The 15,569-nt window shown below is 73.6% G+C and carries 11 protein-coding genes; 6 read left to right on the top strand and 5 right to left on the bottom strand.

Annotated features, from left to right (window positions below; all coding sequences use genetic code 11):
* Nucleotides 1-213 precede the first annotated feature (213 nt).
* Nucleotides 214-801: a sigma-70 family RNA polymerase sigma factor gene (locus tag PUR26_RS08150; protein ID WP_329870650.1), complete on the top strand. Its 588-nt coding sequence runs from the start codon at nucleotides 214-216 to the stop codon at nucleotides 799-801.
* Entirely contained in the window at nucleotides 798-1,550 is a 753-nt protein-coding gene (locus PUR26_RS08145) for an anti-sigma factor (RefSeq protein WP_329870648.1), read from the top strand. The genes PUR26_RS08150 and PUR26_RS08145 overlap by 4 nt, the downstream gene beginning before the upstream one ends.
* A gap of 216 nt (nucleotides 1,551-1,766) precedes the next feature.
* Here PUR26_RS08145 and PUR26_RS08140 read toward each other — a convergent pair whose 3' ends face one another.
* A complete protein-coding gene (locus tag PUR26_RS08140) occupies nucleotides 1,767-3,347 on the bottom strand; it encodes a sulfite oxidase (RefSeq protein WP_329870646.1) in 1,581 nt (526 codons plus the stop codon).
* Between the two features lie 217 nt (nucleotides 3,348-3,564).
* On the opposite strand from PUR26_RS08140, the gene PUR26_RS08135 reads away from it, so the two are divergent.
* A complete protein-coding gene (locus PUR26_RS08135) occupies nucleotides 3,565-4,785 on the top strand; it encodes a DUF1152 domain-containing protein (protein WP_329870644.1) in 1,221 nt (406 codons plus the stop codon).
* 203 nt (nucleotides 4,786-4,988) lie between these two features.
* Nucleotides 4,989-6,041 (top strand): lytic polysaccharide monooxygenase auxiliary activity family 9 protein, encoded by a 1,053-nt coding sequence (locus PUR26_RS08130; RefSeq protein ID WP_329870643.1) that lies wholly within the window; start codon nucleotides 4,989-4,991, stop codon nucleotides 6,039-6,041.
* Nucleotides 6,042-6,091: 50 nt separating this feature from the next.
* On the opposite strand, the gene PUR26_RS08125 is transcribed toward PUR26_RS08130, so the two are convergent.
* The 3 genes from PUR26_RS08125 to PUR26_RS08115 form a co-directional block, all read right to left on the bottom strand.
* Nucleotides 6,092-6,970 carry an esterase/lipase family protein gene (locus PUR26_RS08125; RefSeq protein ID WP_329870641.1) on the bottom strand — a complete coding sequence of 293 codons (879 nt, stop codon included), beginning with the start codon at nucleotides 6,968-6,970 and terminating at the stop codon, nucleotides 6,092-6,094.
* A gap of 197 nt (nucleotides 6,971-7,167) precedes the next feature.
* Nucleotides 7,168-8,127, bottom strand: a complete 960-nt coding sequence (locus PUR26_RS08120) for a DNA polymerase Y family protein (RefSeq protein ID WP_329870639.1) — start codon at nucleotides 8,125-8,127, stop codon at nucleotides 7,168-7,170.
* Nucleotides 8,124-11,558 carry a DNA polymerase III subunit alpha gene (locus PUR26_RS08115; protein WP_329870637.1) on the bottom strand — a complete coding sequence of 1,145 codons (3,435 nt, stop codon included), beginning with the start codon at nucleotides 11,556-11,558 and terminating at the stop codon, nucleotides 8,124-8,126. The genes PUR26_RS08120 and PUR26_RS08115 overlap by 4 nt, the downstream gene beginning before the upstream one ends.
* A 329-nt stretch (nucleotides 11,559-11,887) precedes the next feature.
* Here PUR26_RS08115 and PUR26_RS08110 point away from each other — a divergent pair, with 329 nt between their 5' ends.
* Nucleotides 11,888-12,919, top strand: a complete 1,032-nt coding sequence (locus PUR26_RS08110; RefSeq protein ID WP_329871043.1) for a DUF3533 domain-containing protein — start codon at nucleotides 11,888-11,890, stop codon at nucleotides 12,917-12,919.
* 81 nt (nucleotides 12,920-13,000) lie between these two features.
* Here the strand turns inward: PUR26_RS08110 and PUR26_RS08105 are convergent, their stop codons facing one another.
* The gene (locus PUR26_RS08105; RefSeq protein ID WP_329870635.1) at nucleotides 13,001-14,086 is read right to left on the bottom strand and encodes a S1 family peptidase; all 1,086 of its coding nucleotides are present in this window, start codon (nucleotides 14,084-14,086) and stop codon (nucleotides 13,001-13,003) included.
* Nucleotides 14,087-14,541: 455 nt separating this feature from the next.
* On the opposite strand from PUR26_RS08105, the gene PUR26_RS08100 reads away from it, so the two are divergent.
* Nucleotides 14,542-15,414 (top strand): alpha/beta fold hydrolase, encoded by an 873-nt coding sequence (locus tag PUR26_RS08100; protein ID WP_329870633.1) that lies wholly within the window; start codon nucleotides 14,542-14,544, stop codon nucleotides 15,412-15,414.
* The last annotated feature ends 155 nt before the right edge of the window (nucleotides 15,415-15,569 follow it).

The raw sequence follows: 15,569 nt of genomic DNA, 5'->3' as shown, positions 1-15,569 counted from the left end.
CGGGGCGCGCGGCGGATTGGCGTGGCTTCCGCCGGATCCCGCTCGCTTCGCGGGGCGGTCCCACCCATCCGCGGGGCCGACGGCTACGAACACATGAAGGAAGAGAATCGAAGGTGACCTGAGCTCACCTGTACCGCTGGGAGAGTTGCGCATGGGCGACCAACACAGCGCGGCCCGCCGCCGCGCCCGCTCCGTCCGGGGGAGTGGTGCGCGATGAAGGAGGTCGCACGCATCGGTGGTGCGCCCCAGGGGGGCGGACCGGAGCTGGCGGAGGTCATGGCCCGGGTCGCCACCGGTGACCAGGACGCCTTCGCCACCCTGTACGACGCCATCTCCGGACCGGTCTTCGGACTCGTACGCAAGGTGCTGCGGGACCCCTCGCAGTCCGAGGAGGTGGCACAGGAGGTCATGGTCGAGGTGTGGCGCACCGCGGCCCGCTTCCGGGCGGAACAGGGGAGCGTCATGACGTGGGTACTGACGATGGCCCACCGGCGCGCCGTGGACCGGGTCCGCTCCGAGCAGGCGGCCACGGCCCGCGAGCAGCGCAACGCGCACCGCGAACAGACCCCCGCGTACGACCAGGTGAGCGAGGAGGTGACCGCCCGGCTGGAGAGCGAGCAGGTGCGACGCTGTCTGCGCACGCTGACCGAGCTGCAGCGGCAGGCCGTGACACTCGCCTACTACGGGGGCTACACCTACCGGGAGGCCGCCGCTTCCCTGTCGGCGCCCCTGGGAACGGTCAAGACACGGCTCCGGGACGGTCTGATCCGCCTGCGGGACTGCATGGGAGTGAACGCATGAGCGAGGACCACATGCACGCTCCCACCGGCGCGTACGCGCTGAACGCGCTGCCGGACGACGAACGGGAGACGTTCGAGCGGCATCTGCGGGACTGCCCGGCGTGCGCCCAGGAGGTACGGGAGTTCACCGCCACGGCCGCCCGGCTGGGCGCGGCCGTGACGGCCGCACCGTCCGACGCCCTCAAGGCCCGGGTCATGGCCCGGGTCAGGACCGTGCGGCAGCTGCCTCCGCAGGTGGCGGCGGACTGCGACGACACGTCGGTCCGCCCGGCGGGCGGACGGGGCAGGCGCCTGTCCCGCCTCGTACTGGCGGCCTGTGCGGCCGTGGCGACGGCCTTCGGAGGCGTGGCGGCGTGGCAGTTCCAGGAGGCCCGCCAGGCCGAACGGCAGGTGGAACAGGCCCGCGCGGAGGCGGCGGAGATGGCCCGGGTGCTGGCCGCTCCGGACGCGCGGACCGTCTCGGGGGCGGTCAAGGGGGAGGCCAGGGCGACGGTGGTCGTCTCCCGCAGCGAGAACAGCGCCGTCTTCCTGGCCTCCGGGCTGCCGCCGCTGCCGGAGGACAGGACCTACCAGCTGTGGTTCGACGAGGGCGGCACGATGCGGCCGGCCGGGCTCATCGACCATGACGGCGGCGTGCTGATGGAGGGAGACGTGGACGGTGCCTCGGGCATGGGTGTCACGGTGGAACCCGCGGGCGGCTCCCCCCGGCCCACCACGGCCCCGGTGGCACTCATGGCCCTCCCGGCCTGAGCCCCGCCTCCGCCCCCGTTCCCGCCTCCGGCCCCGTTCCCGGGGTGCCGTCTTCCCCGGGGACACCCCCGTGCCGGCCCGGGCACGGGGGCCCCGGTGGCACACGGTGCTGCGCGCGGGCCCGGGGGTTGGGGACCCAGGCCCGAGGGTTGGGGCTCGGGGCTCCGCGAAGAAGGCGGGGCCCGAGCGGGCACCGCCGGGCGGTCCACGGCGGTCTCACTCCACGGTCACCACCACCGAGTGCCGGCCGGACGCCCCGTCGGGGGCGGTCCGGGTGCGCTTCTCGGTCTGTACCTCCCCCGTCCCGTCGGTGGCCCGGACCGTCAAGGTGTGCGTCCCGGGGGTGGCCGTCCACGGGACCGACCACTGTCGCCAGGTGTCCCGGCTGTCCTCCGCCGCGAGATCGGCCCGCTGCCACGGTCCGCCGTCCACGCTCAGCTCGACGCGGTCGATGCCCCGGTGCTGGGCCCACGCCACTCCGGCGACCATGACGGTGCCGGCCCCGGGGCGGGCGAAGGGCCGGGGCGTGTCGATCCGGGACTGGGTCTTGACGGGCGCTTCCCGGGCCCACCGCCGCTCCACCCAGTAGGTGTCATGGGCGTCGAAGGTGGTGAGCTCGATGTCCTCGATCCACTTGCACGCCGAGACGTAGCCGTAGAGGCCGGGGACGACCATCCGTACCGGGAAGCCGTGGTCGAGGGGCAGCGGCTCTCCGTTCATGCCCACAGCGAGCAGCGCGTCCCGCCCGTCCATCACCTCCTCGACCGGCGTGCCGAGCGTCATCCCGTCGACCGAGCGGGAGACCAGCTGGTCGGCGGGACCGCCCTTCGACGGCGGCCGGACCCCTGCCTCCTGGAGCAGATCCGCCAGGCGCACGCCGAGCCAGCGGGCATTGCCCACATAGGGGCCGCCGACCTCGTTCGACACACAGGCCAGGGTGATGTCCCGCTCGACGAGCTCGCGCCGCAGCAGATCCCGGTACGAGAGGGTGAGCGGCCCGCGCACGCCGAGCCCGTGGATCCGCAGGAGCCAGCCAGTGGCGTCGACCTCGGGCACCACCAGCGCGGTGTCCACCCGGTAGAAGTCCTTGTTGGGGGTGGTGAACGGGCTGATGCCGGGGACCCGGAGCTGGGCTCCCCTCGGCACCGGCGGGGCGGGCGAGTGCGGTGGTGGCAGGACGATCGCCGCCCGGGAGGCGGCGGAGTCGCGTGCCCGGGATCCGCCCAGGGCCCGGCCGGCCGCACCCGCTCCGGTCGACGCGACGGCGGCCGCGGCCGCCGAGACCAGGAACCCGCGCCGGTCCCAGCCGGGCGCCGCCGGTGTTCCGGGCGGGGCGGTACGGGGCGGGGCGACGAGCCGGCCGATGAGCCGGTGCAGCAGCCACGCGCCCACCAGGGCGCCCGCCGGTGAGGGCAGTGCGTCGGTCCATGACGTGGAGTCCGGACGGCTCGTGGCGGCGACGGCCCCGACCGCGCCCAGGACGAGGACGGCTGCCGTGGCGATGCGCCGGTGCCGCAGGGCCAGCAGTCCGAGCGCGACGGCGAGGAGACCGAGCACGGCCACGATGCCCAGCAGGAGGACGGCCTTGTCGTCCTGCCCGAACGCGCGGATCGCCCACTCCTTCACCGCGGCCGGCGTGCGGTCGATCGTGGCGCCGCCCACCGCAGTGACCGGGCCGGACTCCGGCCGGACCAGGGCGGCGACCAGCTCGGCCACCGCCAGGGAGGCGTAGCCGGCCAGCAAGCCGGTCAGCGCCGCGCACACGGGCCGAAGCCATGGATCATCCAAAGTGGTCACACCTCTGCTTCGGCGCACAACGGCCGACGGCTTGGTCTCAAACCCGAACGGGTGGTCCGGGCGCCCGCATCGCGCCGTTCGGCCGTTCCACGGGCGCAAGGTTCACGGCGAGTGACGTGCCGGGCCGGTGTCCGGCGGCGACCCTCACAGGCGGCCCCGGGCGGTGGGCCGCCAAAAGGGGTGGGTGGCCGGCCCCGCGCCCCGTACACTCACGCGGATGACGCGCTTGATCGTGGCAGCGGGAGGCGGGGGCGACGCGATCGCCGCCGCCATGGTCGACGCGGCCCTCTACGGCGGGGCGAGCCCGGCGGTGGTCCTCACCTATGCCTGGGACCGCCTGCTGATCGACCCGATACCCGGTCCGAGAAGGCCCGCCGACTTCACCGGGCTGCGCCCCCTGACCGCAAGCGTCCAGGCCATGTCCGCGGAGGCGAGGCCCGCGGCCCCCTCGGGCTCGACACTCCCCCGCCTCGCCGCCGAACTGCCCCATACCTTCGCCCTGATCGACCCGCACCACGGTGCCGAGGGCATCACCCGCCAGCTCGAAGAACTCGTCGAGCACCTCTCCCCCGAGTCGATCGACCTCCTGGACGTCGGCGGCGACATCCTCGCCCGGGGTGACGAACCCACGCTCTGCAGTCCTCTCGCCGACGCCCTGGTGCTGGCGGCCTGCTGTCAGATCGACGCCCCCGTGAGGCTGTTGGTGGCCGGTCCGGGACTGGACGGCGAACTCCCCGCCGACGAACTGCGCGACCACATGGGCGCGACCGTCCTGACCCTCACGGCCGAGCACGTCGAACCGGTCGGCTCCGTACTGGACTGGCATCCCTCCGAGGCGACGGCCATGCTCGCGGCCACCGCCCGAGGGGCCCGCGGGGTGTGCGAGGTCCGGGGCGCCGGCCTGCCCGTCCCGCTCACCGACGAAGGCCCCACCGTCCACGAGGCCGACCTGGGCGGGATCCTCGACCGCAACGCGCTCGCCCGAGCCGTCCTCGCCACGAAGAGCCTCGACGAGGCCGAGGGGCACAGTCGCGAGATCTGCGGGTTCTCGGAGATCGACTACGAGCGGGAGAAGGCCGCCTGGTTCGTCGGCCGGCCGGAACGCGAGCTCGCCCCCGAGGCCACGCTCCGCCGACTCGCGCGGTTCGAGGCCGACGCCCGCGGCCGTGGCATCACCCATACGACGTTCCGCCGGATCACCGAGGCCCTCGAACTCAACGGAAACCAGCGCCAGGACCTCAGGGCCCTGCTCATCCGCAGCCGCCCGGAGCAGTACCGGGCCCCGCTCTGGTACATCCCGCCCACCCCCCTGAGCGCCGACGACACCCCGCCCCCCACGGTCCGCCACGGACACCCACGGACCGGCCCCGCGCCGGACCCGCTGCTCGGCGGGGCGCCGGGCCGGTCCTTCCTGAGCCCCTCCTTACCCCCTCCTTAAAGGGACCATAAGGATCGCCATCACCCGCCCTCAGCAGGCTGTTTCGCGGTTTCGAGGGGCTAGCTTGCTGATCACCGGGACCGGTTCGGGCCATCGGCGCCGAGCTCACGGGGGGCCGCGCCGCCCGTCCGAGGCCGTCCCGTGTCCTGGGCCGTCCCCCGGGACTCCCCCACGTGTGCCCCCCCTCGAAGGAGAACGTCACCATGACCGCTCGCCGCACGGCAGTCGCCGCCGTCGTCCTCGGTATCGCGCCGATCGCGCTGACCGGGCTGGCCGCCTCCCCCGCCGCCGCGCACGGCACGATGACGAACCCGGTCAGCCGGGTGTCCGCCTGCTACGCCGAGGGGCCGGAGAGCCCGGACTCGGCGGCCTGCAAGGCCGCGGTCGCGGCCAGCGGCGCCCAGGCCTTCTACGACTGGAACGAGGTCAACATCGCCAACGCGGCCGGGAACCACAAGTCGCTGATCCCGGACGGCAAGCTGTGCAGTGCGGGCCGCGACAAGTACAAGGGGCTCGATCTGCCCCGCGCCGACTGGCCGTCCTCGGCGTTCACCTCCGGCAACCGCACCTTCCGCTACAAGGCGACCGCTCCCCACAGGGGCACCTTCGAGCTGTACGTCACCAAGGACGGTTACGACCCGTCCAAGCCGCTGAAGTGGTCCGACCTCGAGGCCAAGCCGTTCGCGAAGGTCACCGACCCGAAGCTGGTGAACGGGGAGTACGTCTTCGACGGCGTCGTCCCGGCCAGGTCGGGCCGTCACCTGATCTACTCCGTCTGGCAGCGCTCCGACTCCCCCGAGGCGTTCTACACCTGCTCCGACGTGGTCTTCGGCGGCAAGGACAACGGCGGTTCCACGGGCGGTGCTCCCGCGCCCACCGCCTCCGCGCCCTCCCAGGCGCAGATCGACGAGGGCACCGACAAGTCGACCGTCGACCACGGCGGTCACGGTGGCGACGACCACACCGACCACGCGTCGGCCCCCGCGGGCACCGAGCCCGCGACGAAGTCCTCCGAGGGGAACGCTCCGGCGGCCGACGGCGCCGGTTCCCCGTCGCCCATCGGAGAGCCCGCCGGAAAGCCCGCCGAAGAGCCCGCCGTGCCGGCCGCCGCCGCCGGGAACCTCGCCGAGACCGGTGGCGACGGCACCACCCCGTACATCGCGGTCGGCGGCGCGGCCGTCCTCGCCCTCGGAGCCGCCGTGATGTTCGGCACCGCGCGCCGCAAGGCCGCCTCGGCGGGGCGTCACAGCCGCTGACGTCGGAGGACGAGGGGGCCCGTCCCGGTGGACGGGCCCCCTACCGGCGTTCAGCCGAACACGGACGCGCAGGTGGTGGGTGTGGCCCGCGCCGGATCGAGGGCGTTGGTGACCTCGTGGTAGGCGATCCGGTCGAGGATGCCGATCGCCACGTGTTCGGAGAGGTCGATCGCGCACTTGTCCTGGATGACGACGTTGGTGACGTCGGGTCCGGTCAGGAACCCGGAGCGGTACGGGGTGACGACCTCGTCGTACTTGGTGGTGATGACGGTGTAGCGCACGCCCGGGACGGTGTCGCCGCCCTCGTTGAGCCGGGTGAGGAACGCGGAGCCGACCACCTGGTCGGCGAGCCCGGGGGTCTTCTCGCTGAGCAGGTCGGCCGCGCCCGGGAAGTACGGCAGCAGCTGGGTGAGCCCGCTGAGGGTGGTGCCGTGGTTGTCGGGCGCGATGGCGATGAGGGCGTTCACCTTGCCGGCGCCGCCGAGGAACTTCAGGTAGTGACGGGGCATCATGCCGCCCTGGGAGTGGCCGACGATGTCCACCTCGCCGACGCCGGTGGCGGCGAGCACCTTGTCCACGAACACGCCGAGCTGTCCGGCCGACTTGTCGATGGGGCCCAGGCCGTGGAAGAAGGGCACGTTCGGCAGCTGGCCGTAGTCCAGGGAGAAGACGCAGTAGCCGCGCCTGACCAGGTACGGGGCGAGGGTGAGCCAGTTGTCGACGGAGTTCCCGAAGGTGCCGTGCACCAGGACGACGGGGCGGGGGTGGGCGGCGGAGGGCTTGCAGGAGTAGTCGTTCCAGCCGCTGCTCGTCGCGGCGGACGCGGCGGTGGGGGTGGCCGCGGCGGAGTGGGGGGCGAGGACGGCCGCGGCGGCCAGCAGCAGGACGGTCAGCGATCTGAACCCGCGTCGTATACGCGTGGGCAGCATCAGGTGGTCTCCTTGCGGCTCAAAGGAATGGGGCACTGGCGGTACGCCCCGTGGCCCGGACCACTGGTGGGGAAGCACGCAGGGGATGGCGCGCTCATGCCAAGTTACGCACGGGTAGCCGAGGAGGGGAAGTTACGCGTCGGTAAAAACCTGAGCGATCAACGACCGGCCCTCCGGCGCGCCCTCCCCGGCCTCGGCTACGCGGCCAGCGCCCCCGGCACGATCACTTCCCGGCCGAACTTGGCCCGCGCCCGGTCCGCCACCTCCTCGATCCGCCGCGCCTTCTCGTCGGCCGGGTCGAAGGAGAGCTGGTGCGCGGCCTGTTCGGCCGGTGCCAGCCCCTCGGCGCGCAGGGCGATCCCCCGCACCCGGGCCCGCTGCAGCCCGAGGGCCTCGTGCAGGGCGTACGCGGTGGCGGTGAGCGCCGCCGAGTGGGCGGTCGGCTCCCGCAGGGCGCGCGAGCGGGTGGTGACGGACCGGTCGGCGTACCGCACGGTGAGCGCCAGCGAGCGGCACACCTGCCCCTCGGTCCGCATCCGCGCGCCGAGCTCCCCGGCGAGCGAGAGCAGCGCGCGCCGGTGCCGGTCCTGGTCCAGTTCGTCGCGGTCGAAGGCCCGTTCGGCGGCGACCGACCGGGAGGCGGCGTTCGGGACGACCGCCGTACGGTCGATGCCCCGCGCCCGCTCCCACAGCTCGCGTCCGGCCCGGGCGCCGGTGATCCGCTGGAGCACGGCGAGCGGGGCCCGGGCCACCCGGCCGATGGAGTCGAGCCCGTACGAGCAGAGCGTACGGGCGGTGGCGGGACCGACCCCGTACAGCGCGACGACCGGCTTGTCCCGCAGGAAGGCGTCGGGGTCCGCGACCACGAGGGTCGTACCGGGGACGGCCTCGCGCGCCGCCATCCTGGCCAGCATCGGGTTGGGTCCCGCCCCGATGACGCAGTCCACCCCGTGGAGGGCGAGTGCCCGGACCCGGATCACGGCGGCGAGTCCGGCGGGGTCGCGTCCGAAGTACCGCAGGGCGCCGCGCACATCGGCGAGGGCCGCGTCGGGCGGAGCGGCCTCGACGACCGGGGTGAACTCGGTCAGCAGGCCCACCAGCCGAGGCAGCATCACCTCGTACATGGGCTCCAGTCCGAACCGTACGCAGAGGATCATCCCGCGCTCCCCCGGCTCCGGTGCCACAGCTTCCTCGGTCCGGCCACCCCTTCGCCCGCCGGCCGCAGATCCGCCCAGGGGTTCATCTCGTACCCGGTCGGCATGGTGATCCGGCGGCCGCTGTCGGACGGGCCGGCCGGGGCGGCGACCGGCTCGGCCAGCCGGGCCGCCACCGCGTCCAGGCCGCCCTCGCGCCGCAGTTCGACCAGTTCGGCGAGGTTCCAGGCGGCCGCGCCGACCACGCTGAAGCTGCGTGGACCGCGCCGCTGGACCACTCCGCGCACCAGCAGCAGCCAGGAGTGGAAGACGGTGTGCGCGCAGGTCTCGTGGCTGTCGTCGAAGAAGGCCAGGTCGACCAGGCCGGTGCCGTCGTCGAGCGTGGTGAAGATGACCCGCCTGCCCGAGCGGATCGGCGGCGTCTGGGTGGCCACCTTGGAGCCCGCGACCAGCACGGTCTGCCCGTGCCGGGCCGCGCGCAGCCGCTGTGCGGTGAGTACGCCCAGCTCCTCCAGGAAGGCGTGGTGATCGCTCATCAGGTTCCGTGAGGCGTCCATGGACAGGACGCCCAGCTCGGCGCTGAGCCGCTCCGTCTCGTTCAGGTCCGGCAGCCCGATGGGCGAGGACCTCCGGCCGCCGCTCAGCGGGAGCTGGTCGCCGTACGAGCCGGTCCCCCGCTGCGCGCGGTGGAGTTCGGCGAGGTGCAGCAGCAGGTCGCGGCGGTTGGCGCCGAACGCGTCGAGCGCGCCGACCTGGGCGAGCCGTTCGGCGACGGGCCGGCCGGGCCGGGCCCGCTCCCAGAAGTCCAGCAGCGAGGAGTACGGCTGGCCGGCCTCGATCCGGGCGCCCTCCGCCTCGCTGATGCCGTGGACGTCCGAGAGGGCGAGCCGCAGGCCCCACTTCCCCAAGGAACCGGACACCAGTTCGATGCGATGGGTGACCGCGGACCTGTTCACGTCCAGGGGCAGCACGGGCACGCCCCGCCGCCGCGCGTCCGCCAGCAGCAGCCGCTTCGGATACATCCCGGGGTCGTGGGTGAGCAGCCCGGCGTAGAAGGCCGCCGGGCGATGGGCCTTGAGCCACGCCGACTGGTAGGTCGGCACGGCGAACGCCACCGCGTGCGCCTTGCAGAAACCGTACGAACCGAACGCCTCCACGATCCCCCAGGTGCGCGCGATCACGTCTTCCTCGTACCCCTTCTCCTTCGCGCGCCGGGCGAACCAGACCTTGATCCGGCCCTGCGACTCGGGGTCGGACAGCCCGCGCCGTACCGCGTCGGCCTCCTCGCGGCCGCAGCCCGTCATCACGTCCAGGATCTTGATGACCTGCTCGTGGAAGACCACGACCCCGTACGTCTCCCGGAGCGCCTCCTCCAGATCGGGGTGCGGGTAGCGGACCGGGGCCCGGCCGTGGCGGGCCTCGATGAACGGTCGCACCATGTCGGCCGCGACCGGACCGGGCCTGAAGAGCGAGATGTCGACGACCAGGTCGTGGAAGGTGGACGGCTGAAGCCTGCCGACCAGGTCGCGCTGGCCGGGCGACTCGATCTGGAAGCAGCCCAGGGTCTCGGCGGACCGGATGAGCCGGTAGGTGTCGGGGTCCCCGTCCCGCACCTGGTCCGGGTCGTCGAGGTCCAGCACCTCGCCGGTCGCCCGCTCGATCTCGGCGACCGCGTGCGCCATCGCCGACTGCATCCGTACGCCGAGCACGTCGAGCTTGAGCAGCCCGAGGTCCTCCACGTCGTCCTTGTCGAACTGCGACATCGGGAAGCTCTCGCCGCTGGTGGGCACCACCGGTGTACGGGAGAGCAGCGAGGCGTCCGAGAGCAGCACTCCGCACGGGTGCATGGCGACACCGCGCGGCAGCGCGTCGAGCGCCTCGACCAGTTCCCACAGCCGTCCGTACTTCTCCCGCTCCCCGGCCAGCTCGCGCAGTTCGGGCAGCTCGTCGAGGGCGACGCGGGCGTCCCGGGCCCGGATGTGGGGGAAGGACTTGGCGATGCGGTCGATCTCCGCCGGGTCCATGGACAGGGCGGCGCCGACGTCCCGGACGGCGTGGCGCACCCGGTAGGTCTCGGGCATGGCCACGGCCGCCACCCGCTCGGGACCGAAGCGGGCGAGGATCGCGCGGTAGACCTCCAGACGGCGGGCGGACTCCACGTCGATGTCGATGTCGGGCAGCGCGGGCCGCCGCACCGACAGGAAGCGCTCCATCAGCAGCCCCTGCTCGACCGGATCGGCGTGGGCGATGCCCAGGAGGTGGTTGATCAGGGACCCGGCACCGGAGCCGCGTGCGGCGACCCGGATGCCCATGTCGCGCACGTCGTCGACGACCTGGGCGACGGTGAGGAAGTACGAGGCGAAGCCGAGCCGTTCGACGGTGCGCAGCTCGTTCTCCAGCCGCGCCCAGTACTCCCGGTCCCGGTCGTGGCCGCGCAGCACCATCCCGGCCGCGCAGCGGGAGCGCAGGACCCGCTCGGCGGTGCGCCGGCCCGCGCCGACCAGCTGCGGCTCGGGGAAGTGCACGGTGCCGATGCCCAGGTCGTCCTCGGGGTCGACGACACACCGGGCCGCGGTCTCCTCGGTCATGGCGAGCAGCCGGTGGGCGGTGTCGCGGCGCAGCCCGGCGGCTTCGGCGACCCGCTCGGCGGTCGCGGCCATCGCGGCCGGGTCCTTCAGCCAGCGCTCGCCGCTGTCCAGCCCTTTGCGCGGGTCGATGGGGACCAGGCGGCGGGCCGCGTCGAGGACGTCGGCGACCGGGCCCTGCCCGGGGTCGGCGTACCGCACGGCGTTGGTCAGCACGGCCCGCACGCCCTGCTCGGCGGCGAAGCCGAGGGTGCGGGCGGCGTGCCGCAGCGAGCCCGGCCCGGTGCCGGTGCGTCCGTGGTGGACCACCTCCAGGCGCAGGGCGTCGCCGTGGGCCTCCCGCCAGGGGCCGAGCAGGCGCGCGGCGCGGTCGGGCCGGCCGGCCGCGAGCGCCCGGCCGACCTCGGAGTCGGGGCCGAGCAGGACGGTCAGGTCCTCGCCGTGGTTGTCCGGCCAGGGCAGCAGGGGGCTGCCGTCGCCGGCGGCGTGGGCGGTCGTGACCAGGCGGCACAGGGAGGCCCAGCCCTGCCGGGAGCGGGCCAGGAAGACCGCCCGGGGTGCGGACTCGTCGATGAAGGCACCGCCGCGCACGGGGGTGCGGCGGCGCTCGGTGGGGCCCGGCTCGCGGGCCCGCTCGCCGATCGCCAGGTCCACCCCGAACAGCGGCCGGACCCCCTGCTTCGCACCGGCCTTGGCGAACCGGACGGCGCCTGCGAGGGTGTCGCGATCGGTCAGGGCGACGGCGTCCATGCCGCGCTCGGCGGCACGCTCGGCCAGCCGTTCCGGGTGCGAGGCACCGTACCGCAGGGAAAAGCCCGAAACGGTGTGCAGATGCGTGAAGCCTGGCATCCGCACCTCCTGGATCAATCCGTATCTCGCCTCCCCCTCCTCCACCATAGACCAAGTTTCGAACGCATGTACGACACGCTTCCCGCCGACCGTCCGACGGCGGTCCGGCGGCGGTCCGGCGGCGGTCCGGCGGCGTGCGCCGCGGTGATCCGGCGACGTCCCCGCCGGTTGCCGAGGGGCGCCCCGGGTCGTCCCCGCGCCGTCCCGCCGGTCGTCCGGCAGCGCCGCCCGGGCCGTCACCCGGCGTCCCGCCGGATCGGCCATTCGGCCGCACACCGCCTGCGCGCACAGGGGGCCGCCCGGAGCGTGGAGGCATGACGTCCGCCGAAGTGAAGTTCGTCGACGAGGTCAAGAACGCCGTCACACCCCGGGCCGCACTGCTGGTCGTCGGCGTGCTCGCCCTTCAGCTGCTGTTCATCACGTCGTACGTGGGGGCCCTGCACGACCCCAGGCCCAAGGACGTCCCCTTCGGCGTGGTCGCTCCCGGCCAGAGCGCCGCCCAGGTCTCCGGCCGGCTGGCCCGGCTGCCCGGCAGCCCGCTCGCCCCGCGCGTGCTCGCCGGCCGGGCGGAGGCCCGGGCCCGGATCCTGGACCGGAGGATCGACGGCGCCCTGATCGTCGACCCCGGCGGCACCACCGACACCCTGCTGGTCGCCTCCGGCAGCGGCACGGTGCTCGCCCACACCCTGGAGGCGCTCATCACGGCGGTGGAGGAGCCCCGAAGCCGCAGCGTACGGACCGTCGACGTGGCCCCGGCCTCCCCCCAGGACTTCGACGGGCTCTCCGCGTTCTACCTGGTCGTGGGGTGGTGCGTGGGCGGCTATCTGCTGGCGTCGATCCTGGCCATCAGCGCCGGCTCGCGGCCGGCCAACCCCCAGCGGGCGATCATCCGGCTCGCCGTCCTGGCGCTCTCCGCCCTGGTCGGCGGCCTCGGCGGCGCGATCATCGTCGGCCCGGTGCTCGGCGCCCTGCCCGGCAGTGTGCCGGCGTTGTGGGGCCTGGGCGCCCTGGTCGTCTTCGCGGTCGGCGCCGTCACCCTCGCGCTCCAGGTGCTGACCGGCGTCGTCGGTATCGGGCTGGCCGTGCTGCTGATCGTGATCGCGGGCAACCCCAGCGCCGGCGGCGCCTTCCCCGGTCCGATGCTGCCCGACTTCTGGCGGACGATCGGCCCGGCCCTGCCGCCGGGCGCGGGCACCTGGGCGGCGCGCTCGATCGCGTACTTCAGGGGCAACGCCCTTTCCGGCTCGATGCAGGTGCTGGCCGTCTGGGCGATCATCGGCACCGTCGTCACCCTGGTGGGGTCCTCGGTACGCCGGCATGACCGGCCCGCCGGAAAGGACGTCGGGCCGGGACCCGGCTGACGCAGCGTCCGCGCCCGGGCCACCACGGCAGAGGGCCCCGGGCCGCCATCACGGCGGTCCGGGGCCCGTCGAGCGGGTGCGTCAGCCGATCTGCGCGCCGAAGGCGGCCAGCGCCTCCGGGACCGGCTGGAAGAAGGTCTCGCCGCCCGCGGAGCAGTCACCGCTGCCGCCCGAGGTCAGACCGATCGCGGTGTCGCCCGCGAAGAGCGAGCCGCCGCTGTCGCCCGGCTCGGCGCAGACGGTGGTCTGGATGAGACCCTCGACGACGTCGCCGTTGCCGTAGTTCACGGTGGCGTTCAGGCCGGTGACCTCGCCGTCGTGCACCTGGGTGGTCGAGCCGCTGCGGGACACCTTCATCCCGACGGTCGCCTCGCCCGCCTTGGTGATCTGCTGCGCGCTGCCGTTGTAGAGGTTCACCTCGCTCGGGTGCTCGGTGTCGCCGGAGTACTTGACCAGCGCGAAGTCGTTGCCCGGGAACTGCGAGTCGGCCATCGTGCCGATCGCCGGACCGCCCTGCGACTCGGCCCACTCGCTGCCCGCCTCGCCGCAGTGGCCCGCGGTGATGAAGTGCGGCTGGCCGTCCTTGACGACGTTGAAGCCGAGCGAGCAGCGTCCGCCACCGGTGTGGATGGCGTCACCACCGGCGACCAGCGGCTTGAACTCCCCCGCCGAGCGCTTCAGTTCGGCCTTGGAGCCCAGGCTCTCGACGACCTTGCCGAGCTTGTCCCAGGCCGCGCCCTTGACCGTACGGTCGGCCGTCACGACGACCTTGTTGGTCACCGGGTCGACGGCCCACGAGGTGCCGGGAATGGTCGCCTGCTTCTTCAGCGTCTGCCGGGCGCCGGTGAGCTCGGCGAGCGTGTGCTCGACGATTCTCGCCCGGCCGCCCGCCGCGCGGACGGAGTCGGCCGCGGCCTCGTCGATCACGTTGACCACGAGCGCCTTGGACCGGGCGTCGTAGTACGCGCCGGCCGAGCCGCCGGCGAGCTTCGCGTCGAGCGAGGTGGCCAGATTTCCGGCCGCCGTCGCCGACAGCGTCTTCACCGTGAACTGCCGAGGTTCTTCACTCGCGTTCGCAGTCTGGAAAGTGAATCCGACACCGAGCAGAGCCACCACGGCTCCGCCGGCCAGTGCCGCACGCCTTTTGGGTATGCGTCGGTGCTGCAACGTCAACCTCCTGTGGGGGCCGCGTCAGAGCACGTGGGGGCGCCATGACGCGGAGGATGAAGCGCCCACTATCCCGATACCGATGGGTAGCACACAAGGTCGACTTCAGGACGCGCACGCGACCTTCACTCTGCGCCCCCGGCGCGCCCACCCCCTTGGGGCATAACGGTTCGGTTCCGACTGCGAATACCGCCCGCGACCATCCGGTAGGCAGCGGGTAAGGACTAGTCCTGTCCTGTTCCCTTCGCCATCCGTTCGCTCCTCCTTCGCTTCTCCATCATTTCTCCCTCTCCCCTCCTTTCGCTTCTCCTTCTCCCCCTCCTTTTTCGCCTCCCCTTCGTTCGATCGCGCCGGAAACAGGGTCTCCCGAACGCCCCTGATGGGTAATCATCAGAAGCCGCGGGGAGGAGGTACACGATTCCTGGACGCGGCACATACGGAGAAGGAGGCGGGGGGTGCGACGTCAGGTGCGCGCGGCGGACGGCCGCCATCTGATGGTGGAACGCCTGGGGGACCCGCACGGCAGTCCGGTCTTCCTGCTGCACGGCACGCCCGGCAGCCGGCTCGGCCCGGCTCCGCGCGGCATGGTGCTCTACCAGCGCGGGATGCAGCTGATCGCGTACGACCGTCCCGGTTACGGCGGTTCGGACCGGCTGGAGGGCCGCTCGGTGGCCGACGTGGTCCAGGACGTGGCGGCCATCGCCGACGCCCTGGGGCTGGAGCGGTTCGCGGTGGCCGGCCGCTCCGGCGGCGCGCCGCACGCACTGGCCTGCGCGGCCCTGCTGCCGGAGCGGGTGACCAGGACCGCCGCGCTGGTGACGCTGGCCCCACGGGACGCGGACGGGCTGGACTGGTTCGAGGGCATGGCCGCCTCCAACGTCATGGAGTACACCGCCGCCACCCTGAATCCGGACGGTGTCGCCGCCCGGCTCACCCCCCGCGCCGACGAGATCAGGAAGGACCCGGTCCGGCTGCTCGACGATCTGCGCCGGGAGCTGACCGCGTCCGACCGGATGATCGTCTCGGACGCGGGGGTCAGGTCCATGCTCCTGCGCAACTACCAGGAGGCGCTGCGGACATCGGCCTACGGCTGGATCGACGACGCGCTGGCGTTCTGCAGCCCATGGGGGTTCGACCCGGCCGACATCCGGGGCGAGGTGCTGCTCTGGCACGGCGAGCAGGACGTCTTCTCGCCCGTCGGCCACTCCCGCTGGCTCGCCCAGCGCATCCCGGGCGCGACGGCCGTACTGGAACCGGCCGCCGCGCACTTCGACGCCCTGCACGCGCTGCCGCGCATCCTCACCTGGCTGCTCGCGACGGCCGGATGAGAACGGGCACGTCCCCACGGTGAGCCCGAGCCGCCCCGCCCCGGGACCGTCCCCTGGCAGGACCGGGACCGGGGCAGGGGCCCCGGGGCGGGACCGGACCCGGAACCGGACCTCGGGGCCGGAAGCCCCCGGTCCGGTCACCGGTCCGGTCCCGT

Source organism: Streptomyces sp. SP18CS02, from assembly GCF_036322365.1.
In the GTDB taxonomy this organism is placed as follows: Bacteria; Actinomycetota; Actinomycetes; order Streptomycetales; family Streptomycetaceae; genus Streptomyces.
The sequence above is the reverse complement of the archived record's forward strand: the minus strand, read 5'-3'. Positions and strand labels throughout refer to the sequence as shown.

Excerpts from the sequence above, each read along its gene's own strand:
- PUR26_RS08150 (WP_329870650.1), top strand. The coding sequence starts at position 214 with ATGAAGGAGGTCGCACGCATCGGTGGTGCGCCCCAGGGGGGCGGACCG.
- PUR26_RS08145 (WP_329870648.1), top strand. The coding sequence starts at position 798 with ATGAGCGAGGACCACATGCACGCTCCCACCGGCGCGTACGCGCTGAAC.
- PUR26_RS08135 (WP_329870644.1), top strand. The coding sequence starts at position 3,565 with ATGACGCGCTTGATCGTGGCAGCGGGAGGCGGGGGCGACGCGATCGCC.
- PUR26_RS08130 (WP_329870643.1), top strand. The coding sequence starts at position 4,989 with ATGACCGCTCGCCGCACGGCAGTCGCCGCCGTCGTCCTCGGTATCGCG.
- PUR26_RS08125 (WP_329870641.1), bottom strand. The coding sequence starts at position 6,970 with ATGCTGCCCACGCGTATACGACGCGGGTTCAGATCGCTGACCGTCCTG.
- PUR26_RS08120 (WP_329870639.1), bottom strand. The coding sequence starts at position 8,127 with ATGATCCTCTGCGTACGGTTCGGACTGGAGCCCATGTACGAGGTGATG.
- PUR26_RS08115 (WP_329870637.1), bottom strand. The coding sequence starts at position 11,558 with ATGCCAGGCTTCACGCATCTGCACACCGTTTCGGGCTTTTCCCTGCGG.